This window comes from Okibacterium fritillariae (assembly GCF_052783725.1).
In genome coordinates, this window is the sequence record NZ_CP199917.1 from 2,741,304 (window position 1) to 2,762,828 (window position 21,525).

General features: G+C 69.1%; 17 protein-coding genes. 9 read left to right on the plus strand and 8 right to left on the minus strand.

Annotation, left to right across the window (positions count from 1 at the left end; translation table 11 throughout):
• The first annotated feature begins 148 nt into the window (after nucleotides 1–148).
• From ACUWEX_RS12580 to ACUWEX_RS12605, 6 genes are all read left to right on the plus strand, one after another.
• Nucleotides 149–760, plus strand: coding sequence for an ECF transporter S component (locus ACUWEX_RS12580; protein WP_159449533.1), 612 nt, complete (start codon nucleotides 149–151; stop codon nucleotides 758–760).
• The gene (locus tag ACUWEX_RS12585; protein WP_445996453.1) at nucleotides 757–2,625 is read left to right on the plus strand and encodes an ABC transporter ATP-binding protein; all 1,869 of its coding nucleotides are present in this window, start codon (nucleotides 757–759) and stop codon (nucleotides 2,623–2,625) included. Before ACUWEX_RS12580 ends, ACUWEX_RS12585 begins: the two co-directional genes overlap by 4 nt.
• Nucleotides 2,622–3,455 carry an energy-coupling factor transporter transmembrane component T gene (locus ACUWEX_RS12590; RefSeq protein ID WP_445996454.1) on the plus strand — a complete coding sequence of 278 codons (834 nt, stop codon included), beginning with the start codon at nucleotides 2,622–2,624 and terminating at the stop codon, nucleotides 3,453–3,455. Before ACUWEX_RS12585 ends, ACUWEX_RS12590 begins: the two co-directional genes overlap by 4 nt.
• A 147-nt stretch (nucleotides 3,456–3,602) precedes the next feature.
• Nucleotides 3,603–4,085: a DUF6325 family protein gene (locus ACUWEX_RS12595; RefSeq protein WP_079728537.1), complete on the plus strand. Its 483-nt coding sequence runs from the start codon at nucleotides 3,603–3,605 to the stop codon at nucleotides 4,083–4,085.
• Nucleotides 4,086–4,100: 15 nt separating this feature from the next.
• Nucleotides 4,101–4,544 (plus strand): SHOCT domain-containing protein, encoded by a 444-nt coding sequence (locus ACUWEX_RS12600; RefSeq protein ID WP_445996455.1) that lies wholly within the window; start codon nucleotides 4,101–4,103, stop codon nucleotides 4,542–4,544.
• 80 nt (nucleotides 4,545–4,624) lie between these two features.
• On the plus strand, nucleotides 4,625–5,788 hold the full coding sequence (locus ACUWEX_RS12605; protein ID WP_445996456.1) for an Rv2578c family radical SAM protein: 1,164 nt from the start codon (nucleotides 4,625–4,627) through the stop codon (nucleotides 5,786–5,788).
• An 87-nt stretch (nucleotides 5,789–5,875) separates the two neighbouring features.
• On the opposite strand, the gene ACUWEX_RS12610 is transcribed toward ACUWEX_RS12605, so the two are convergent.
• Nucleotides 5,876–8,215, minus strand: a complete 2,340-nt coding sequence (locus ACUWEX_RS12610; RefSeq protein ID WP_445996457.1) for a DEAD/DEAH box helicase — start codon at nucleotides 8,213–8,215, stop codon at nucleotides 5,876–5,878.
• 292 nt (nucleotides 8,216–8,507) lie between these two features.
• Here ACUWEX_RS12610 and ACUWEX_RS12615 point away from each other — a divergent pair, with 292 nt between their 5' ends.
• The gene (locus ACUWEX_RS12615; RefSeq protein ID WP_445996458.1) at nucleotides 8,508–9,008 is read left to right on the plus strand and encodes a GNAT family N-acetyltransferase; all 501 of its coding nucleotides are present in this window, start codon (nucleotides 8,508–8,510) and stop codon (nucleotides 9,006–9,008) included.
• 105 nt (nucleotides 9,009–9,113) lie between these two features.
• Here ACUWEX_RS12615 and ACUWEX_RS12620 read toward each other — a convergent pair whose 3' ends face one another.
• Nucleotides 9,114–10,109, minus strand: coding sequence for an SDR family oxidoreductase (locus ACUWEX_RS12620; protein ID WP_445996459.1), 996 nt, complete (start codon nucleotides 10,107–10,109; stop codon nucleotides 9,114–9,116).
• Nucleotides 10,106–10,330 carry a DUF2945 domain-containing protein gene (locus ACUWEX_RS12625; protein WP_445996460.1) on the minus strand — a complete coding sequence of 75 codons (225 nt, stop codon included), beginning with the start codon at nucleotides 10,328–10,330 and terminating at the stop codon, nucleotides 10,106–10,108. The genes ACUWEX_RS12620 and ACUWEX_RS12625 overlap by 4 nt, the downstream gene beginning before the upstream one ends.
• A gap of 168 nt (nucleotides 10,331–10,498) precedes the next feature.
• On the opposite strand from ACUWEX_RS12625, the gene ACUWEX_RS12630 reads away from it, so the two are divergent.
• Complete coding sequence (locus ACUWEX_RS12630; protein WP_079728542.1) at nucleotides 10,499–11,131, plus strand: antibiotic biosynthesis monooxygenase; 633 nt, start codon at nucleotides 10,499–10,501, stop codon at nucleotides 11,129–11,131.
• A 99-nt stretch (nucleotides 11,132–11,230) separates the two neighbouring features.
• Here ACUWEX_RS12630 and ACUWEX_RS12635 read toward each other — a convergent pair whose 3' ends face one another.
• From ACUWEX_RS12635 to yczR, 4 genes are all read right to left on the minus strand, one after another.
• A complete protein-coding gene (locus ACUWEX_RS12635) occupies nucleotides 11,231–11,701 on the minus strand; it encodes an NUDIX hydrolase (protein ID WP_445996461.1) in 471 nt (156 codons plus the stop codon).
• Between the two features lie 52 nt (nucleotides 11,702–11,753).
• Entirely contained in the window at nucleotides 11,754–15,506 is a 3,753-nt protein-coding gene (locus tag ACUWEX_RS12640; protein WP_445996462.1) for an efflux RND transporter permease subunit, read from the minus strand.
• An 87-nt stretch (nucleotides 15,507–15,593) separates the two neighbouring features.
• Nucleotides 15,594–18,680 (minus strand): efflux RND transporter permease subunit, encoded by a 3,087-nt coding sequence (locus ACUWEX_RS12645; RefSeq protein WP_445996463.1) that lies wholly within the window; start codon nucleotides 18,678–18,680, stop codon nucleotides 15,594–15,596.
• Between the two features lie 81 nt (nucleotides 18,681–18,761).
• On the minus strand, nucleotides 18,762–20,204 hold the full coding sequence (gene yczR / locus ACUWEX_RS12650) for a MocR-like transcription factor YczR (protein ID WP_445996464.1): 1,443 nt from the start codon (nucleotides 20,202–20,204) through the stop codon (nucleotides 18,762–18,764).
• 61 nt (nucleotides 20,205–20,265) lie between these two features.
• Between yczR and yczE the strand changes: the two genes are divergently transcribed.
• Complete coding sequence (gene yczE, locus ACUWEX_RS12655) at nucleotides 20,266–20,940, plus strand: membrane protein YczE (RefSeq protein WP_079728547.1); 675 nt, start codon at nucleotides 20,266–20,268, stop codon at nucleotides 20,938–20,940.
• Nucleotides 20,941–20,951: 11 nt separating this feature from the next.
• Here the strand turns inward: yczE and ACUWEX_RS12660 are convergent, their stop codons facing one another.
• Complete coding sequence (locus tag ACUWEX_RS12660) at nucleotides 20,952–21,422, minus strand: TipAS antibiotic-recognition domain-containing protein (RefSeq protein ID WP_445996465.1); 471 nt, start codon at nucleotides 21,420–21,422, stop codon at nucleotides 20,952–20,954.
• Nucleotides 21,423–21,525 lie beyond the last annotated feature (103 nt).

Genomic DNA, 21,525 nt, shown 5'->3' on the forward strand with positions numbered 1-21,525 from the left:
GCGATCTCGCCCTGGTAGGTCGGGAAGGAAGGGCGTAAGCTGTGGTCAGACCACAGGCGCACTCACTGCACCGTCGCTCGCACCACGGGCCTCAACTACATTGGATGAACGCGCCCCCGCCTCGACACCAGGACTCACCATGACGAGCATGAATACCCGCCTCCTCCTCACGTGCGCCGCCATCGGCGTGGGCGGCGGCCTGGTGTTCGCGGTCACGGGCTACCTGCACGTCGTCGTGCTCGCCACCATCCCCGTCGTCTACGGCGTGCTCATCGGCGTCTACTTCTTCCCGGGCGTCGTCGCGCAATCGCTGCTGCGCCGGCCGGGTGTCGCCGTCGTCACGGGCGTCATCGCGGGGCTCACGGCGTCGGCCTTCAACCCCACCAACGTCTGGCGGCACATCGGCACGGGGCTGCTCATCGGCCTGCTGCAAGAGTTGCCGTTCGCCCTGTCGCGCTACCGCTACTGGAAGGCCTGGGTGTTCTATCTCGCGGCCGCCATCGCCGGCGTGGTCTTCGGCGGCGTCGTGCTGATCGCGCTCGGCGTCGACCACTTCGCGCCCGTTGCCGAGGTCGTCTCGATCGCCGTGTGGGTGCTCACGCCGCTTCTCGTCACCTGGCTGGCGCGCCTCGTGGCCGCCGGCATCGACCGCACGGGTGCCGCGCGCGGGCTGCAGCACGACATCGATCGGCGGCCGGCGCGCTCCCCCGGTTCGGGCGCCGGTTCCGGTTCAGGTCTCCCCCGCCTGGCGCACACGTGACGGATGCGGTCCTCCCCGCGCATCCGGCCCCGCCGACGCCCGAGCCACGGCTGGTCGTCGACGGGCTGCGCATCCGCCACGACGGACGGGACCGCTTCAGCCCCGACGGCGTGACGTTCACCCTGCGGGCGGGCGAGGTCGTCCTCCTCATGGGACCGAGCGGTTCGGGCAAATCGACGCTCGCCCTCGCGCTCAACGGTCTGGTGCCGCACGCCGTTCCGGCCGACATGCACGGCAGCGTGCGGGTGGAGGGCATCGATACCGCCGACGCCTCGGTGGCCGCGCTGAGCGAGCACGTGGGCATGGTGTTCCAAGACGCCGACGCCCAGATCGTCACCGGCAGCGTGCTCGACGAGGTGTGTTTCGGGCCCGAGAACCTGAGCCTGCCGGTGCCCGAGATCCTGCGTCGTGCCGAAGCAGCGCTGCGCCGTGTGGGCCTGTGGGAGCGACGGGACGACAACCCGGACATACTGTCGGGCGGTGGGCGCCAACGCGTCGCGATCGCCGCCGCGCTCGCACTCGACTCCGACATTCTCGTGCTCGACGAACCGACCGCCAATCTCGACGCGGCCGGCGCGGACGATGTGTACGACGCCCTCGCCGAGATCGCGTCCGACGGGCGCCACACCATCGTGCTCATCGAACACGACCTCGACCGGGCCGTGCGCATCGTCGACCGCGTGATCGTGATCGACGGCGACGGGCACCCCGTGTCCGACGGCACGCCGCGCGAGGTCTTGGTGGGGTGCGCAGATGAGCTGCACGAACTGGGGGTATGGTTGCCGCCGGCGACAGAGGCGGGGCGGTGGTTGCGGCGGGCGGGGATTCTCGACGCGGGCGCCGCACTGCCACTGACGGGCGAGGAGTTGACGGCGGCTCTGGACGCGATTCCTCGCGAACGCGTGTCGGGGTTACTTGCCGTGCCGGCATCTGCATCGGCATCGGCATCGGCATCGGCATCGGCATCGGCATCGGCATCGGCATCGGCATCGGCGCGAGCGATACCGGCTGCGCCGAACGCCGCGCTCGGACATCCGCAGCCCGCCATCGTGTTGGAGAACGTCTCGGTCACACGCCGCCGCACCCGCATCGTGCACGACGTCTCGCTCACGATCGGCCGGGGCGAGTTCTGGGCGATCGTCGGCGTCAACGGGGCCGGCAAATCATCCCTCGTGCAGACCATCGTCGGCATCACGGCCCCCTCGTCGGGCCGCGTGCGCGTACACGGTTTCGATCCGGCCCGCACCGACGCGCGCCGCCTCTCGGAACACGTCGGGTTCGTCTTCCAAAACCCGGAACACCAATTCGTCGCCCACACCGTCTTCGATGAGCTCGCCTACGGTTTGCGGGCACGCCGGGTCGACGAGGCCACCATCGAACGCCAGGTGACCGGGATGCTCGAGCGTTTCGGTCTGGCCGACGCCGCCCCCGTGCATCCCTTCCTCTTGTCGGGCGGGCAGAAGCGGCGACTGTCGGTGGGCACGGCGCTCATCGCGGGCGCCTCCACCCTGGTGCTCGACGAACCGACGTTCGGTCAGGATCGCGAGCGCAGCGACGAACTGCTCGACCTGTTGCAGACGCTCAATCGTGACGGAACGACCGTCGTCGTCGTGACGCACGACCTGCAGCTGGCGGTGGACCACGCCGATCACCTGGCGGTCATGGCGGGCGGCCGGCTGGTGGAAGCGGGCCCCCTCGACGGCGTTCTCGGCGACGAAGCGATCCTCGAACGCAACGGGCTGCGGATGCCGCCGCTCGTGCGCGCGTTCCAGGCGGTGACGACGCATCCCGAGTGGCGACGGGTGCGGCGGCTCGGCCAGATCGGCGACGACCGCGCCGCTGGCGACCGGAGAGCCGACCCGTGACGGATCCCTATCGCAGCTTCGTATCCGCGCGCCCGCGACACTACCTCTACGCCCTCAACCCGCTGGCGAAACTGGTGGCCGTGCTACCCGCCATGGCGGCGCTTCTTTTCACGCGCGACATCCTGACCCCGCTGCTCTTCCTGATGCTCGCGCTCGCCGTCATCGTGACGGGGGCTCGCATCGGCCGACGCACCGCCCTGTTGCTCGGCGCGGCCCTCCCTGTGCTGATCGTCGTCTTCGCGCTGGGTTTCGGCGCATGGACCGACCCGGCGGCCGCGCTGCGCTCGACGCTCCTGCCCGAAGGCCTCTTCGGCCTGCCACCGGATGCCGTCGTCGTGCAGGTGGGCGACTACCGCTACACGGTGGCCGCGCTCGGCGTGGGCCTCGCCACGTCGTTGCGGCTGTGCAGCATCCTCACGCTGTCACTGATCGCCGGTCTGACGACGGCAGGGCCCGACCTCGTGCGCTCGCTCGTGCAGAACCTGCGCGTGCCCTACCGCTTCGGCTACACGGCCCTGGCGGCCTATCGTTTCGTGCCGCGCTTCGGGCGCGACCTCGAGCAGCTGCGGGCGGCGCGCCGGGTGCGCGGCGCGGCGGCCCGTCGGGGGCCCGCTGCATGGGCGGCACGCACCGTCGGGATGGTCGTGCCCCTCCTGGCCGGCGGCATCCGACACGCCGAGCGGATGTCTTTCGCCATGGATTCTCGAGCGTTCGGAGCGTCCCGGCACAGAACTGAGCGATACTCGGTTCCGTGGCGCGCTCGGGACACCGCGTTCGTCGTCATTCTGCCGCTCGCGTCCTTGGCCCTGTTCGTCGTCGGGCAGCGCTAAAACGACTAATCCTCACCGTTTTCCCGATTGCGCCACCAGCTGTCGACCGGGACTCGTTCGGCGCGCAAAAAAATCGAGCGGCGGCCCCGGATGCGGTGCTACAGTCCCGAGCAACAGACGACAACACGACGCCAGCAAGGGGATACCATGACCGAGCACAGCGACGCCGCATCGGTGCCCGCAGACGACTACGGCCCCGTCGAGGTCCTCGTGCTCGCATTCCCCGAGGCGGGTCCCGGCCCCGCTGTCGCCCAGGCCGTCGCGCAACTGGCCGACGTGGACTCGGTGCGTCTGCTCGATCTCGTCTTCGTGAGTAAATCGGTGGGCGGCGAGGTGTCGATCCTCGAATGGGATGAATTCCATCACAATGCCCCCGAAGACTTCGAGGCGTTCCGCGAAATCGTCGCGGCCCTCGACCTGGCGGCACACGGCCTCACGGGCGAGACGGATGTCGCCGATCTCGCGCCCCTCGTGACCGCCGGCTCCTCGGCGGCCATACTGGTCGTAGAAATGTTGTGGGCCAGGGACTTGGCGGCGACGATCTCGGCGGGCGGCGGAGCAATCCGACACGTCGAGACGATTCCGGCGTCCGTGGTCAACGAGATCGTCGCCGAAGCATCCGGACTCTGACGAAACGAGACGAACATGCCTTTCCTGAGACGCATCGGACGCGGGGGTCTGCTGCAGGCCGCAGCCCGGACCGCCGTCATCGCGGGCACCGCCACGGCCGTGTCGGGAGGAATCAGGCGCTTCCAGGAGCGCGACCGCTACGACGAAGCGCCCGAGCCCGCTCCACAGGGCGGTCCGCAGGGCTACGGCCAGCAGAATTATGGGCAGCCCGCGTCCGGCACGATGCCGACCCCGGCGCAAGCCGCCGAGCACTACCCGACACTACCCGGCGCAGCCGACGGCTACGACGGCGCGGATGGTTCCGTCGGCGCTGCTGGAGGCGGGCCCGGCCCGGTCGCCGGCCCCGCGGGAGGCGCCGATCTGATGCAGCAACTCGAACAGCTCGCGGCGCTGCACCAACAGGGCGCGCTCACGGCGGAAGAGTTCGGCGCGGCGAAGAGCAAACTGCTCGGCTTGTAGGTCTTCCCCATCACTGAACCGCTCGCCCCCGAGCGTGTTCTCACCGCGCAATTCTATCGAACATATGTTCTACTAGGTGTATGAGATGGAACGCGCAGGCAATCGCTACAGAAGACGCCGACGCGCTTCCCGGCCTCGCCAAGCTCAACAACCTCGTGCGCACCGTGCAGACGCCCGAGTTCGCCGGCGTCACCTTCCACGAGGTGCTCGCCAAGTCCGCGCTCAACAAAGTGCACTCGCAGTCGAGCGTTCCCTTCGGCTGGACCATCAACCCCTACCGCGGATGCTCGCACGCCTGTGTCTATTGCTTCGCGCGCCCCACGCACACCTACCTTGATCTGAACGCGGGCGCCGACTTCGACAACCAGGTGGTCGTCAAGGTCAACGTGGCCGAAGTCTTGCGCACCGAGCTGGCCAAACCGAGTTGGGGGCGCCACCCGGTGGCGCTCGGCACCAACACCGACCCCTACCAGCGGGCCGAGGGCAAGTACAAGCTGATGCCCGGCATCATCGAGGCCCTGGCCGCGAGCGGCACTCCCCTGTCGATGCTCACCAAGGGCACGCTGCTGCGGCGCGACCTGGGGTTGCTGGCTGCGGCGGCCGAGACCATCCCCGTCGATCTGGCGATGTCGATCGCGATTTACGACCCCGAGTTGCAGCAGTCGATCGAGCCGGGCACCCCGTCGGCCACGGCTCGACTCGCCACCGTCACGGCGGCACGTGAGGCCGGTCTGCCGTGCAGCGTGTTCCTCATGCCGATCCTGCCGCACCTCACCGATACGCGAGAACACCTCGACAATGCCCTGCGCATGTGCGCCGAGGCGGGCGCGACGTCGGTGCTCTACACGGCGCTTCACCTGCGGCCCGGCGTGAAGGGGTGGTTCATGCACTGGTTACAGCGCAATCATCCCCACCTCGTGGCGTCGTATACCGAGATGTATGCCGAGTCGTCCTATGCGCCGAAGGAGTACCGTCGGTGGCTGTCCGAACGCATGGGGCCGCTCATGCGCACGCACGGTCTCACGCGCGGCGAGGAGGACCCGGTGACGGGCGGCATCCGTTCGGCCGCGCTCGGCATGTATACGGGCGGCGACGGCGAACGTCGACGGCGGCCGGCCGGCTCCGATCCGTCGAAGATGGCGTGGTCGGCGGGGGCCACGGGCGCGAAGTCGGTGGCGGCGCCCGCGCCCAGCGGGCCGCGCTTCGAACCCAGCCCGGAAGAGCCGCCACCCACCCTGTTCTGAGGCCCCTGCAGAATCAATGAGCGCCTCATCAACGCAAAAACGGGCCGCCCCCTGAGGGACGGCCCGTTCATGTGCGAAACGCGGGTGTTACGCCGTGATGTCCGCGAGGGTCATGCGGCCAGCGAGACCTTCGATGATGTCGTCGCCCGGGCGGGCTTCGACGAAATCGGCCTCGATCTCGGCGCGACCGAGAAGCTCGGTCATGCGACGCTGACGGCTGCGCGGGATCAGGGTGACGACGACGCCCTCCTTGCCGGCGCGGCCGGTGCGACCCGAGCGGTGCAGGTAGGTCTTGTACTCGTCGGGCGCGTCGGCCTGCACCACGAGCGTGATGTCGTCGACGTGGATGCCGCGGGCTGCGACATCCGTGGCTACGAGAACCTTGACGCGACCGCTGGTCACCTTTTCGAGGTTGCGCGTGCGGCGGGCCTGGTTCAGGTCACCGTGCAGGGCGACGGCGGGGATGCCGGCATCCTCGAGCTGGTCGGTCAGACGCTCGGCGTAGGCACGGGTGCGGGCGAAGATGAGGGTCTTCTCCTCGCGGTCGGCCAGCTGCTCGATGAGCTGATCCTTGTCGCGGTGCTCGACCACGAGAACGCGGTGGTCGATGGTCGAGGAAGCCTGGTCCTCACCGGCGACCTCGTGCACGGCCGGGTTCTGCAGGAACTCGTTGACGAGCGCCGCAACACCCTTGTCGAGGGTGGCCGAGAAGAGCAGCTTCTGGTTGCCCGAAGCGGTCTCGCGGATGATGCGCTGCACGGGCTCGAGGAAGCCGAGGTCGCACATGTGGTCGGCCTCGTCGAGAACGACGATGGAAACCTCGGAGAGGTCGAGACGACCCTGCTCGATGAGGTCTTCGATGCGGCCGGGCGTTCCGATGATGATGTCGACGCCGCGCTGCAGGGCGCCCACCTGGCGGCCCTGGGGCACGCCGCCGTAGATCTGCGTGGTGAAGAGGCCGACGCTGCGGGCGATGGGCTGCACGGTGCGGTCGATCTGCAGGGCGAGCTCACGTGTGGGGGCCAGGATGAGCGCGCGGGGCTTGCGGCCCATCTCGCGTCGCTTGCCGCCACCGTTCTCCATGAGCTTCTCGACCAACGGAGCACCGAAGGCGATGGTCTTGCCCGAGCCGGTGCGGCCGCGGCCGAGCACGTCGCGACCCGCGAGCACGTCGGGGATCGTGGCGGCCTGGATGGGGAACGGGCTTGCCGCGCCGAGTTCGGCGAGGGCGCCGGAGATGTTGCCGCCGAGACCGAGGTCCTGGAAGGTCACACCCTCGACATCGGTCGCCGTCGTGGCCTGGGCCTCGAGGCGCTCGAGCACGACGTCTTCGTCACCGGAGAAGCCGGGGCGGTTCGCGGCGTCGCGCTTCGGGTAGAAGTCGCTCGCGCGGCCCTCGTTCTCGGGGCGGCCGTCGCGCGTGAAGGTGCGGGGCGGCTTGGCGTCGCGGAATGCGGGCTTGTCGTCGCGGAACGCGGGCTTGGAATCGCGGTCGAAGCGGCGGGGCGCGTCGTTGTCGCGGCGGGGGGCGCGGTCGTCGCGGTTGAACGAACGAGGCGCGTCGTTGTCACGACGGGGCGCACGGTCGTCACGGTTGAACGAGCGCGGGGCGCGGTCATCGCGGTTGAACGAACGAGGCGCGTCATTGTCGCGACGGGGCGCGCGGTCGTCACGGTTGAAGGAGCGAGGAGCGCGGTCATCGCGGTTGAACGAGCGCGGGGCGCGGTCGTCGCGGCCGGCCGAACGCGGAGCGCGGTCGTCACGGTTGAACGAACGAGGAGCGCGGTCATCGCGGTCGAAACGGCGAGGCGCATCGTTGTCACGACGAGGAGCGCGGTCGTCACGGTTGAAGGAGCGAGGAGCGCGGTCATCGCGGTTGAACGAGCGCGGGGCGCGGTCGTCGCGGCCGGCCGAACGCGGAGCACGGTCGTCACGGTTGAACGAACGAGGAGCGCGGTCATCGCGGTCGAAACGGCGAGGCGCATCGTTGTCACGACGAGGAGCACGGTCGTCGCGGTTGAACGAACGAGGCGCACGGTCGTCACGGTTGAACGAGCGCGGGGCTCGGTCATCCCGATCGAAACGGCGGGGGGCGTCGTTGTCGCGGCGAGGGGCGCGGTCATCGCGGTTGAACGAACGCGGGGCGTCGTTGTCGCGGCGGGGCGCACGGTCGTCACGGTCGAACGAACGCGGGGCGCGGTCGTCGTCGGAACGCTTCGCACGGGGCTCGTCGGAGTAGCGGCCGGCGTGCTTCGCGGCACGCTCGTCGGCGTTCCAGCGGGCCTTCTTGGGGGCGTTGGGGTCGGCTGCGCGGAATCCGCGGTGGCCTTCGCTGCGGCTGCCCGGCTTTCCGGCGGGGCGCTTTGCGGCGTAGTTGGGGTCGTAGTTCTTGGCGGGTCGTCCGCCGACAGGCTTCTTTTTAGGCATGATACTTTTCCGGGTTATCTCTTTTTGCGTGAAAACAGCAAGCAAGAAGAGCCGCATACGTGAAGCGCGGCAATCTCTCTCATACCCGGGCGAGCAGTGGCCGGGGACCGTTCACATCGTGTGAAATTCATCTGCGTTCTCGCAGTGAAACCGGCCCACCAGACTTACAAACCCTCTCCGCGTCACAACCGCGGTGCCTAGAGCCGACCTGCATACGTTACACGAGCAAGGCACGGATGTCATCACCCCGACCGAAACGGCCGCGAAACATGCCTGCGCCATGCTAGTCATCATGAGCATCACGATCACCCCGGAACCCGCGCGCCAAGCCGAACTCATCGAGCTGATGGAGGCGGGCGCCGCGTATGCGCACAGCCTGTACCCGCCCGAGGAGAACTTCCTCCTCGACGTCGAAGAGCTCGAGGTGCCGGGCATCGTCGTCTACGTGGCCCGCGACGACAGCGGCCGGGCGCTCGGCATGGTCGCCCTCGTGCCGCTCACGAACCCCGCCTCCGGCACCGGCACGCCCGGCGAGGTCGAGGCGGAGGTCAAGCGCATGTTCGTGCACCCCGACGGCCGCGGGCAGGGCATCGCGACGACCCTGATGGATCGCCTCGAAGCCGACGCCGCGGCATCCGGATTCACGCGCATCGTGCTGGAGACCGGCACCCTGCATAACGCAGCCCAGGCCCTTTATACGCGATGCGGTTATGCGGAGATCGCGCAATACGGTCCCTATGCGGGAGCGGCCTCGAGTCTCTGCATGGCGAAGCCACTCCGACCCGCGGCCTGATCGTCGCGCCGCGTCATGCAGAAACCCCGCTGACCTCTGGCGAGGCTGGCGCAGGCGCTCAGCATCAGAGGTCGCGGGGTTTCGGAACCGCGGGATGGCGAGGTGTTACTTGCGCAGCGCCTTTGTGACCGACGCCGCGAGGACCGCAGCCGCCCCGGCCGCCACCGAGTAGACGAGCGGACGGTGGCGGATCGCCCACGTCTGCACCGTCTCGCCGTGGGCCTTGTCATCGAAGATTCCGTGTGCACCGTGGTCGCCGGGCGTGGGCTCGTAGAGGTTGGTCGGCAGCATCGGGTTCTTCTTCTCCGGCGCCTGCTGGCCGCTGTAGGCGGAGTTCGCCAGGTAGCGATCCATGAAACCGGCCGCGAAACGGTTGCCGAGCACGGTTCCGACGGTGGCCTCGCCGACCCAGGTGCGCTTGCGCGGCTTCTCGGCCACGTCGGCCACCACGCGGGCGCAGACTTCGGGCTGCGAGATCGGCGGAACGGGCTGCGGGTGGTCGGGCAGCTGCGACTTGACCCAGCTGAACTGCATGGTGTTCATGGCGGGCATGTCCACGGTCGAGATGGAGATGTTCGACTTGTTGTGGGTGAGCTCGGCGGTGACCGACTCGGTGAAGCCCTGGATGCCGTGCTTGGCGGCGCAGTAGGACGCCTGCAGCGGGATGCCGCGGTGCGCCAGAGCCGACCCGATCTGGATGATGTGGCCGGCGTTCCTCGGCGTCATACGCTTCAGAGCGGCCCGCGTTCCGTTGACGAAGCCGAAGAAGTTGACGGCGAAGGCGCGCTCGAAGTCCTCGGGGTCGGTGCTGACGAACTCGCCGAAGACGCCCACCATGGCGTCGTTGACCCACAGGTCGATGGGACCGAGTTCGGCTTCGACGCGGTCGGCCGCTGCGTCGACGGCGTCGCGGTCGGCAACGTCGGTGGACACTCCGAGGCCGCGGCGACCGAGCGCTTCTACGTCGGCGACGGCTCCGTCAAGGCCTTCCTGGCCACGGGCGAGGATGGCGACATCCCAGTCACGGGCGGCCAGCTCGCGCACGATGGCGCGACCGAGTCCTGCGGATCCTCCGGTGACGACTGCAACTCCACGGCTCATGAACTTTTCTCCGATTTCTTCAACGTGCGTAGGGCGGAACCCTTGTGGGCCGCTTTCTTTCCCGACTTCTCCGATTCGACGATGTAGGCGGGTTCATCGCTTGTCGCGGTGAAGTCCTGCCCGTCGAACGTGAAGTCCTTGTCCTTCTTCTCGCGCACGACGCCCTGCGTGCGACCTTGCGGCGTCGACCAGCTCACGCGGTCTCCGATCTTGATGCTCATGGCATCCCTTCGCTTCGGTGGTGCGGGGCGGATGGGAAAGGGGGTGACCCTACGCTACGCCGAGCAATTTTCGCGGGCAGCCCCTTGTGAGTTGAAGCGGGCTCGACTAGTCGGCGTGCCGGGGGCGTCCGTTACCGCGACGAAACAGTGATCCGTCATGCTGGATGCATGGAACACGAACCCATTACGGTTTCCATCGAACGGACGGTAGACCCCGCCCGCATCGGTGAAGCCACCATCTGGGTACAGGCTGGCATCAACCTCGCCAACAAGTACCCCGGCTTCCTCGGCTCCGGCTGGGTGAGGGCCGGCGAGACATCCGACATCTGGTACATGCTGTACCGCTTCCGCGACGACGAGACACTGCTGGCGTGGGAGAACTCCTCCGAACGCGCCTGGTGGCTGTCGAGCGGCAAGGACTTCATGCAGCATCGCCGCAGCGAGAAACGCACGGGCATCGAGGGCTGGTTCGACGCCCCCTTCGCCACGAGCGTCTCGGCCGCGCACGGACCGGGCGGCCCCGAAGCGACGGGAACTCAGGTCACCGTGCCGTTGGCGCCGCCGCGCTGGAAGCAGGCGGTGAGCATCTGGCTGGGCTTCTTCCCCGTGAACCTCGTTTTCACGTTCCTGGTGACGTGGCTGGTGCCCGGGTGGGAGACGTGGGGCGTGCTGCTGCACGTGCTCGTCTCGACACTCGTCTTGACGCCGATCATGGCCTACTGGGTGTTGCCGTGGGTGACGCGGATGCTGCGCCCCTGGTTGCAGGCACCCTCACGTTCGCGCGGCCAGCTCGAGGCGTAACCGTTCAAACCCTCGCGGTTTGGAGGTGGGTTCTGCTGACCCCGGCGACGCGAAGATCCGTCGACCGTTTTGCGCGCTCGACACGGGCGGGCTCGTCGCTTAGCGCTTGAAGCGGGCGGCCTGCTCACCGCTGAGCGCGGCGTCGAGACGTTCGGCGAACTCGGGCGGCATGGTCGGCAGGTCTTCACGGCTGAACCAGCGCGCTTCGAGGTTTTCGCCGTCGGCGGGGGCCGGTTCTCCGCCGTCGTAGCGGCAGAGGAACGTGAAGTCGATGTACTGCGCGCGATCGCCGTTGGCATAGACGTGTTCGGCCGTCGTCTGAATGCTGGCGAGCCTGACGACGGTGGCCCGGATGTCGGCCTCTTCGAGGACTTCGCGTTCGGCGGCGACGGCGGGCTCTTCGCCCGGGTCGATGATGCCCGTGACGGGTGTCCAGTTGCCGTTGTCGGCCCGGCGCACGAGCAGCAGGTCGCCGTTGTCGCGCTGCACGACAGCCGTGATGCCCGACAGCCACAGAGGGTGGGTGCCGATCTTCGCGCGCAGCTCGAGGATGAAGTCCGGGGTAGCCATGCGACAAGCCTAAGGGCGGCGGAAGTCTCTCCGCCGCCCCTCGGCTCAGCCGCTAGTGCTCGTGCCGCTCGTCACCCTCGCGGTGCTCACCGTCTTCGGCACTCTTGCCAGTGCTGGGCAACTCGCCGTTCTCGGCGTGTTCGCCGTTCTCGGCGGCCTCGACGTTCTCGACGTTGTCGGCGCTCTCGCCGCTGTCGACGCTGTCGACGCTGTCGCCATGTTCGTCGTTCTCGACGTGTTCGCCGCTGTCGCCACGTTCGTCGTTGTCGGTTGCGTCGACGACCTCGTTCGGGCGCTCGGCCTGCTCGGCGTCCTCAACGCGCTCGGCCTGCTCAGGCTGCTCGGCCTGCTCGGTCTGCTCGGCCTGCTCGGCCTGCTCGGCCTGCTCCGCATCCTCAGCCGGCTCGACAGGTTCGCGCGGATCAGCGTCGGCAGCGCTCGGCGCATCGACGACGCCCGTAGCGGTGCCCGCAGCCGCACCCGCACCGGCAACCACGCCGGCCGCATGGGCCGGCACGTGCTCGGCACCGGCCGGGCGGCCACTTTCGACCGCCAGCATGGGGCGCGAGCGGGCGACCTGGTCGGCGCGCGCGGCGCGTTTGGCGTTGCGGCGCTCCTTGGCACCCTCGACGAGGTTGTAGAGCGTGGGCAGCACGACGAGCGTGAGCACCGTGGAGGACAGCAGTCCGCCGATCACGACGATGGCGAGCGGCTGCGAGATGAAGCCGCCGTGCCCCGTGATGCCGAGCGCCATGGGCGTGAGCGCCAGGATGGTGGCCAGGGCCGTCATGAGGATCGGGCGAAGTCGTCGGGCCGAACCGTGCTCGACCGCCTGCGCCACCGTCATACCGCGTCGGCGGTACTGGTTGACCAGGTCGACGAGCACGATGGCGTTCGTGACCACGATGCCGATGAGCATGAGCACACCGATGAGCGAGGCGACGCCGAGCGGGATGCCCGTGACGACCTGCAGCGCGATGGCACCCGTCGCCGCGAACGGCACCGAGATGAGCAGCAGCAGCGGCTGACGCAGCGACCGGAACGTGGCCACCATGACGATGTAGACGATCAGGATGGCGGCGAGGAGCGCGAGCCCCAGCTGGCCGAACGCGTCGGACTGGCTGGATGACACGCCACCGAGCGACGCCGTCACACCGGCGGGCAGGTCGGCATCGTCGATGGCCGTCTGCACTTCGGCGCTCACGGCGGCGATGTTGTCGCTCGCCGGGGTGGCGCTGATGGTGGCGGTGCGCTTGCCCTCGGAGGAGGAGATCGACGCCGGTCCGTCGACGAGGCCGACGGTCGCGAGCGAGTCGAGGCGCACGGGGCCCGTCACGGTGGGGATGGTGAGCTCGGCGAGCTCGGCCTCGGTCGTGGGCGGGTTGTCGGACTGCACGTAGATGTTCAGCGTGGTGCCGTCGATCTCGACCGTGCCGACGGTGGTGGGCTGCGTGGCCTGGGCGACGAAACCGCCGAGGGCGACCTCGGAGTAGCCGGCCTCGGCCGCCTTGTCGCGGTCGATCTGCACGCCGATGTAGGGGCGCGTCTCGCTCAGGTTGCTGACCACCTGCGTGACACCCTCGAGACCCGTGACGGCCTTGACGAGTGTGTCGTTCGCGGTGGTGAGGTCGTCGCTGTTGGGTGATTCGATGTCGATCTCGACATCGCTCGAGCCGCCGAAGCCGGCCGAACCGGAGACCTCGATCTCGCCGGCGCCGTCGATCTTCTCGAGCTCGTCGCGCACGGTGTTGCGCAGCGCTTCCTGGTCGACGTCATCCGAGGACGTGATCGAGTAGGTGATCGCGCCCGCGCCGCCGCCCGAGAAGGCGTCGCGCAGGGTGGAACCGCTGGAACCGATGGACAGCTGCACGGTCTCGATGCCGTCGATGGTGCGCAGCTCGTCTTCCACGGCCGAGGCCGCGTCGTCCTGAGCCTGCAGGCTGGCGCCCACGTCGAGCGTCTGCGTGACGGTGAGCGTGTTCTGGCCCGAGTCGCCCAGAAAGTTGGTCTTCATGAACGGCGTCAGCGCGAACGTGCCGACGAGCACGAAGACGGCGATGAGCAGCGTGGAGACGGAGTGCTTGATGGTCCAGTGGATGACCGGCAGGTAGCCCTTTTGCAGGCGCGTCGGGTGGTCGAGGTCGTCGACGTCGTCCTCGCTCTGGCGACGCGCGCGGCGAGAGCCGGGCAGCGGGATCGACGACGTGGTGGTCGGAACGGAGTCGACGCCCCGCGCGGCGCGGGCACCGGCTTCAGACGAGGTGGAAGATGCATCCGTTGCCGCCGTCTTCTTGGCCTTGGGCGCCCGCAGGAACCAGTAGGCCAGCACGGGCACGATGGTGAGCGCGACGAGCAGCGATGCGAGTAGCGCGATCGTCACGGTGAGCGCGAACGGCCGGAACAGCTCGCCCGTGACATCGCCGACGAACGCCAGCGGCAGGAACACCGCGACGGTCGTGATGGTCGAGGCCGTGATGGCGCCGGCGACCTCGCGCACACCCTCGAGCACGGCACGTGAGCGCTTCTCGGGCGAACGGTCGTTGAGCGATCCCATGGCCAGGTGGCGCTTGATGTTCTCGATCACGACGATGGAGTCGTCGACCACGCGCCCGATGGCGATCGTCAGGGCGCCGAGCGTGAGGATGTTGAGCGTGTAGTCGGCCGCCTGCAACCCGATGAAGGTGATGAGCACCGACGTGGGGATGGAGATGGCCGTGACAATGGTGGCGCGGATGTCGAGCAGGAAGAGCAGGATGACGAGCACCGCGAACACGAGACCGAGGAGGCCCTCGACCGTGAGGGTCTCGATCGACTGCTCGATGTAGGGCGCCTGGTCGAACACGATCGTGAGCTTGGCGTCGGAGCCGATGGAGTCGGTGAGGCTCGGCAGCAGGGCGCGAACGGCCTTGGACACCTCGACGGTGTTGGCGGCCGGCAGCTTCGTGACGGCGATCGTCAACGCGGGCTCGCCGTTGACGCGCGAGATGGAGGTCTGCGGGTCGTCGGTCAGCGCGACCGTGGCCACATCGCTGAGCTTGGTGACGGCCTGGCCGGGCTGCGGATCGGTGGGCAAGAGGGGCAGGCCCGCGATGTCGTCGACCGAGCCGAGCTTCGAGCCCGTCTGCACCGAGAACGTCTTACCGTCTTGCGTGACATCGCCCGCGGGGATGAGCACGCCGTTGGCGTCGAGCGTGTCAGAGATGGCCTGCGTGGTGAGGCCGCGCTCGGTGAGCTTGCCCTGGTCGGGCGTGATGGTGATGCGCTGCCCGACGTCACCGATGAGCTGCGCCTCGCGCACGCCGTCGGTGTCTTCGATCTCGGCGAGCGCGTTCTCGCGGATCTGCGTGGCCAACTCTTTGGTGTCGGTGTTGGACGTGACCGCGATCTGGATGACGGGCAGATCGTCGATGCTGCCCGAGATGACCTGCGGGTCGACGCCGTCGGGCAGTTGCGACTCGATGCGGTTGATCGCTTGGTCGATCTTCTGCTCGGCCGTGGCGAGGTTGGTGCCGTAGGTGAACGTGGCCGAGACGACGGACTGGTTGGTGCTGGACGTGGCGCTCGTGGACTCGAGGTCGGGAACACCGCGGATGGCCGATTCGATCGGGTTGGAGACGTCTTCACTCACGACCTCGGGGGCGGCACCGGGGTAGCTCGTGACGATGGCCAGCTGCGGGAACTGCACGCTGGGCACGAGCTCTTGCTTCAGCCCCGTGAGCGCCAGCGCGCCGAAAATGGCGACGACGATGGTGACGAGGGCAATGAGCGCCTTGTTCTTCATGCTGAGGACGGCGAGCGAGTGCATCTGTCTCCTGGTGCGGTGAGTGTGCGCAGACAGCGCTGACTTCTCGAATTCTGTCACACGGCGGGTAACGGTGACCTGAGCACTCTTCTAAGAACTCGTCTCGGCGCGACGCTGCGCGGCCCCCTCGACCAGCGCGTAGAGCGTGGGCAGCACGACGAGCGTCAGCACCGTCGACGACAGCAACCCCCCGATCACGACGATCGCGAGCGGCTGCGAGATGAACCCGCCGTGTCCCGTCACGCCGAGGGCCATGGGGGTGAGCGCCAGGATGGTGGCCAGCGCGGTCATGAGGATCGGGCGGAGCCGCCGGGCGGAACCGAGCTCCACGGCCCGCGCCACGGACATCCCCCGCGCTCGGTATTGGTTGACGAGGTCGACGAGCACGATGGCGTTGGTCACCACCACCCCGATCAACATGAGCACCCCGATCAGGGAGGGCACGCCGAGCGGGATGCCGGTGACCACCTGCAGCGCGATAGCTCCGGTGGCGGCGAAGGGCACCGACACGAGCAAGAGGAGCGGTTGCCGCAGCGACCGGAAGGTGGCCACCATGACGATGTAGACGATCAGGATGGCCACGAGGAGCGCCAGTCCCATATCGCCGAACGCGTCGCCCTGGCTCGCCGTGATGCCGCCGAGCGTCGCGCTCGCGCCGGCCGGAAGCGCGGCGCCGTCGATGGCGGACTGCACGCGTGCGCTCACCGCGGCGATGTTGTCGTCGGCGGGGATGCCGCTCACCGTCGCGGTGCGCGCGCCCTGGGCCGACGTGAGGGATGCCGGCCCCTCGACCAGCCCGACCGTCGCCAGGGTATCGAGCCGCACCGGCCCCGTCGCGGTCGGGATCTCGAGCGCCGCGAGCTCGGCCTCGGTGGCCGCCGGCCGATCGGACTGCACGAAGACCTTCAGCGAACTGCCGCCGATCTCGACCGAACCCGCCGCGGTGGGTCGGGTGGCCTGCGCGACCAGGGCGCCCAGCGCGGCTTCGGTGTAGCCGGCCGCCGCTGCCTGGCGGCGGTCGATCTGCACGCCCACGTAGGGCCGGGTGGCGCTGAGGTTGCTGACCACCTGCGTGACGCTGTCGACGTCCGCGAGCGCGGCGACGATCGCCGCATTCGCCGCGACCAGGTCGTCGCTCGTGACGGCGGTCACGTCGACCTCGATATTGCTCGACCCGCCCCAGCCCGAACCCGCCACCTCGAACGAGCCGACCCCGTGGATGCCCTCGAGCCGCTGGCGCACCGCCACCCGGAGCCCTTCCTGGTCGACGCCCTCGTCGGTGGTGATCGAGTAGGTGACGGCGCCCGGCGACCCGCCCGCGAAGGCATCCCGCAGCGCCGATCCGCTCGACCCGATCGAGAGCTGCACACTGGCCACGCCCTCGACCCCGGCCAGCTCGGCCTCGACGAGGGCGGCCGCGTCGTCTTGAGCCTGCAGACTGGCGCCCGCGTCGAGGGTCTGGGTGATGGTGATGACGTTCTGGCCCGTGTCGCCCAGGAAGTTGGACTTCATCAGGGGGGTGAGCGCGAACGTGCCCACGAGCACGAGCGCCGACAGCAGCAGCGTCGACACCGAATGCGCCATCGTCCAGCGGATGATGGGCAGGTAGGCCTTCTGCAGGCGCGAGGGATGCTCGAGGTCGTCGGCCGGGCTCTCGGACGCCGCGGCAGCCGGGGCGCGCAGGAACCAGAACGCGAGCACGGGCACGATCGTGAGGGCGACGAGCAGCGAGGCGAGCAAGGCAATGGTCACGGTGAGCGCGAACGGCCGGAAGAGTTCGCCCGTGATGTTGCCCACGAAGGCGAGCGGCAGGAACACCGCGACGGTCGTGAGAGTCGACGCGGTGATGGCCCCGGCCACCTCGCGCACCCCCGACAGGATGGCGCGGGACCGCTCGGCGGCGCCGTGGCGCGGCCGCACATCGTCGGCGAGATGCCGTTTGATGTTCTCGATCACCACGATCGAGTCGTCGACCACGCGGCCGAGCGCGATCGTCAGGGCGCCGAGCGTCAACACGTTGAGCGTATAACCGCCCGCCTGCAGCCCGATGAAAGTGATGAGCACCGAGACGGGGATCGAGATCGCCGTCACGATCGTGGCGCGCACGTCGACGAGGAACAGCAGGATGACGAGCACGGCGAAGACCAGGCCGAGCAGGCCCTCGATGGCGAGCGTCTCGATCGACTGCTCGATGAACGGCGCCTGGTCGAAGACCACGGTGAGGGCGGCATCCGAACCGATCGCGGTGGTGAGGCCGGGCAGCAGCGCCCGCACGGCGCGGGACACCTCGACGGTGTTGGCCGACGGCAGCTTCGTGACGGCGATGGTGAGCGCGGGTTTGCCGTCGACGCGTGAGATCGACGTGCGCGGGTCGTCGCCGAGGGCGACCGCGGCGACGTCCCCGACGGTCACGACCGCGCGGGAGCGCTGCGACCCCTCGGCGACGAGTGGGAGCGCCGCGATGTCGTCGACGGACGCGAGTGTGCTGCCCGTCTGCACCGTGAACGTCTTGCTGCGGTCGGAGACGTCGCCGGCGGGGAGAAGCTTTCCGTTGGCCGCGAGCGCGTCGGTGACGGCCTGGGTGGTGAGTCCGCGGCGGGCCAGCTCGGCCGAGTCCGGCGTGATCGTGACGCGCTGCCGCGTCTGGCCGACGAGCTGCGCCTCGCGCACGCCCGCGACATCCTCGATGTCGACCAGAGCCGTCTGTCGGATGCGTGTCGAGAGCGCCGAGGGGTCGCCGCCGGAGGTGACCGCGATCTGCATGACGGGGAGGTCGTCGATGCTGCCCGAGACCACCTGCGGGTCGACGTCCTCCGGCAACTCGAGCGCGATGCGGTTGATCGCCTGGCCGAGCTTCTGTTCGGCGGCCGCCAGGTCGGTGCCGTAGGCGAACGTGGCGGTGACGACCGATTGATCGGTGCTGGATGTCGCGCTCGACGACTCGAGACCGGGCACGCCCCTGATGGCCGCCTCGATGGGGGCGGATACGTCGTCGTCGACCACCTCGGGCGTCGCTCCCGGGTAGGCCGTCACGATGACGATCTGGGGGAACTGCACGTTGGGCACGAGCTCCTGCTTCAACGCCCCGAGGGCGAGTGAGCCGAAGAGCGCCACGACGGCGGTGGCGAGGGCGATGAGAGCCTTGTTGGTGAGGCTGAGGGCGGCGAGCGAATACATGTCTCTCCCGGTGCAGGGGAACGCGCACATCGCGCGATGCATTCAGCATACTGATATACACAGCAGCACCGCACGCCGCGACTACACGAGCGTGCTCGCAGAGGGCATCACGGGCCGGCGGGCGCCACCCACGGCCAGCCAGGCGGCGTGCAGGCGCTCGACGGCCCGCTCGAGCGTGTCGACCGGGTAGGTGATCGGCACGCGCAAGAAACGCTCGAACGCGCCATCCGACCCGAACCAGGGGCCCGCCGCCATGACGAGACCCGAGGTACGCGCCGTGAGGGTGAGCGCGCTGCTCACCGGCTGGCCGAGGCCCACCCAGACCGCCAGGCCGCCCGCGACGTGCGGCACCTGCCACGTGGGGAAGCGCGCCGCGAGCAACTCCTCGACGCGATCGCGCGACCGGCGCAACTGCACGCGGCGCGCGGCGATGATCTCGTCGAGCTCGGGCATCAGCTCGGCCACCGCCAGCTGCTCGAGGATGGGGGTGCCGAGATCGAGACTCGAGCGCGCGGCGACGAGGCGGGCCACGAGCGAACGATCGGCACGGATCCATCCGATGCGCAGCCCGCCCCACACGGTCTTGCCGATCGAGCCGACGTTCACGACCGTGGCGCCCGTGTCTCCCGCCGAGACCGGCACGAACCGGCTGTCGACGCCGTCACGGTCGATGTCGAGCTCGGCGGTGGTCTCGTCGACGAGCACGGTCGTGCCCTGCCGCGCGGCGGCCCGCAACATGCGGTCCCGCTCCGCGGCGGACATGCTGGCACCCGTGGGGTTGTGGAAATCGGGCATCAGATAGGCGAGCTGCGGGTTGGTGCGTTCGAACGCGTGCTGCAGCGCCTCGGCATCCCACCCGCCGTCGGCCGTCACCGAGACAGGCACCAGCCGGGCGCCCGCCTCGATGAAGGCGCGCTGGGCATGGGGATAGGTGGGGGCCTCGATCACGACGCGGTCGCCGCGCGAGACCAACACGCGCGCGAGCAGACCGATCGCGTGCTGCGCGCCGATGGTGACGAGGATCTCGTCGGGCTCGGTCGGCAGACCCTGCGCCGTATATCGATCGGCGATGGCCTGGCGCAGGTGCGGCAGCCCCACGGCGTCGTAGTCCCAGTCGGCGGCGAAGAGGGGCAGCTGCTCGGCCGCGCGCAGCACCGCGGGCGCCACCTGGGGCGCGCACGGCATGGCCGCCTTCGTGAGGTCGATGGTGTCGGGAGCCTCCATTCCCGCCGCCGGACGCCCGAACGGATGCTGCGGCAGCCGCGCCTCGCTGCCAGACCCCTGCTGACTCGCCAGGTAGCCCGCCGACCGCAGGCGGCCGTAGGTGGAGGCCACGGTGGTACGGCTCACGCTCAGGCGCGCGGCCAGTTCCCGTTCCGCGGGCAGCCGCGTGCCGACGGGAATGCGGCCGTCGACCATGAGCAGGCGCAACCGATCGGCCAGGTCTTCGTTGGCCGCGCCGCCGTTGCGCCATTCTCCGAGCAGCGATTCGAGGGATGCGGCACCGAGCCGTCGCGCAGTCATGGGGCCACATTAGCCGAATTGGCATCTTGCGGGAAGGCCACTTTGCCAATTGGATGTACATATGACCCGCCGCATCCTGCAACTCCTCCTCGGCCTCTTCCTCTACGGAATCGCGATCGCCCTGATCGTGCGCGCCGCGGTCGGCGTCTCGCCGTGGGATGTGTTGACGCAGGGCATCTCGCTCAAGACGGGTCTGCCGTTCGGCACCATCACGATCGGCGTCGGCGCAATCGTGCTGCTGCTGTGGATTCCGCTGAAGCAGAAGCCCGGAATCGGCACCGTGCTCAACGTGCTCCTCGTCGGGCCGAGCGCCGACATCGGCCTGTGGGCCATCCCCGAGGGTCTCGACCTGTGGGTGCGCATCCTGCTCTTCCCCGCGGGGCTCCTGCTCCTCGCCGTCGCGACGGGCCTCTACATCGGGGCGCATTTCGGGTCCGGGCCGCGCGACGGTCTCATGACGGGCATCCACCAGCGCACCGGCTGGCCCATCTGGGTCGGTCGCACCATCGTCGAGGTGACCGTGCTGACCATCGGATGGCTGCTCGGAGGCAACCTCGGCATCGGCACCGTTCTCTTCGCCGCACTGATCGGGCCGCTCTGCACCTATACGATCCCGTTCTTCCGCCTGCCCGTTCCGCCGACGCGCGCCGAGAAGCAGGCCGCCCAGCGGGAGGCCGCCCTCCAGGGGACGGTGCCACCCTCGGCGCATCCGACGATCGACTCGCCCGCGAACTGAGTGCGGCGCTCCTACCGCAGGTTGCGCTCGGCGTAGACGGCCAGCGCGTCACGCACGAACGCCGCGCCCGCGACATCCCCGTAACTCGGCCAGAAGCGCTCGTCGGCCACATACATGTCGCCGAGACCGGTCAGATAGGCCGCGCCGACCTCGTGCCCCTCGGTCGCCGCCTCGAGCCAGCGCACATGCCGGCCGGCGAGTCGTTGCGCCTCGTCGCCACCGACCGGGATGCCGCGCGCCGCCGCATCCTGCCACGTCTCGTCGAGCGCCTCGGTGTCGGCCTGCAGCGCCCGACGGCCTTCCTCGCCGAGCCCGCGCCACCACGCGGCGGAGTCGGCATACGCCTGCGCACCCCACAGCCACTCGACCTCGTCGCGGTGCACGCCGTCATCGAAACCACTGTCGCCTCGGCCACCGAAGCCGTCTGGGCCACCTGATCCGACTGGGCCGCTCACACCGTCGAACTCCTCGTTCTCTGCCACGATCGGGTCTCCTTGTTCTCGACCCAGGGTGTGTTGCGCGGCGACCCGCCGTCAAGATCTGACGCGAAACGATCGAATAACCTTCGCGTCCAATGTGAGCCCT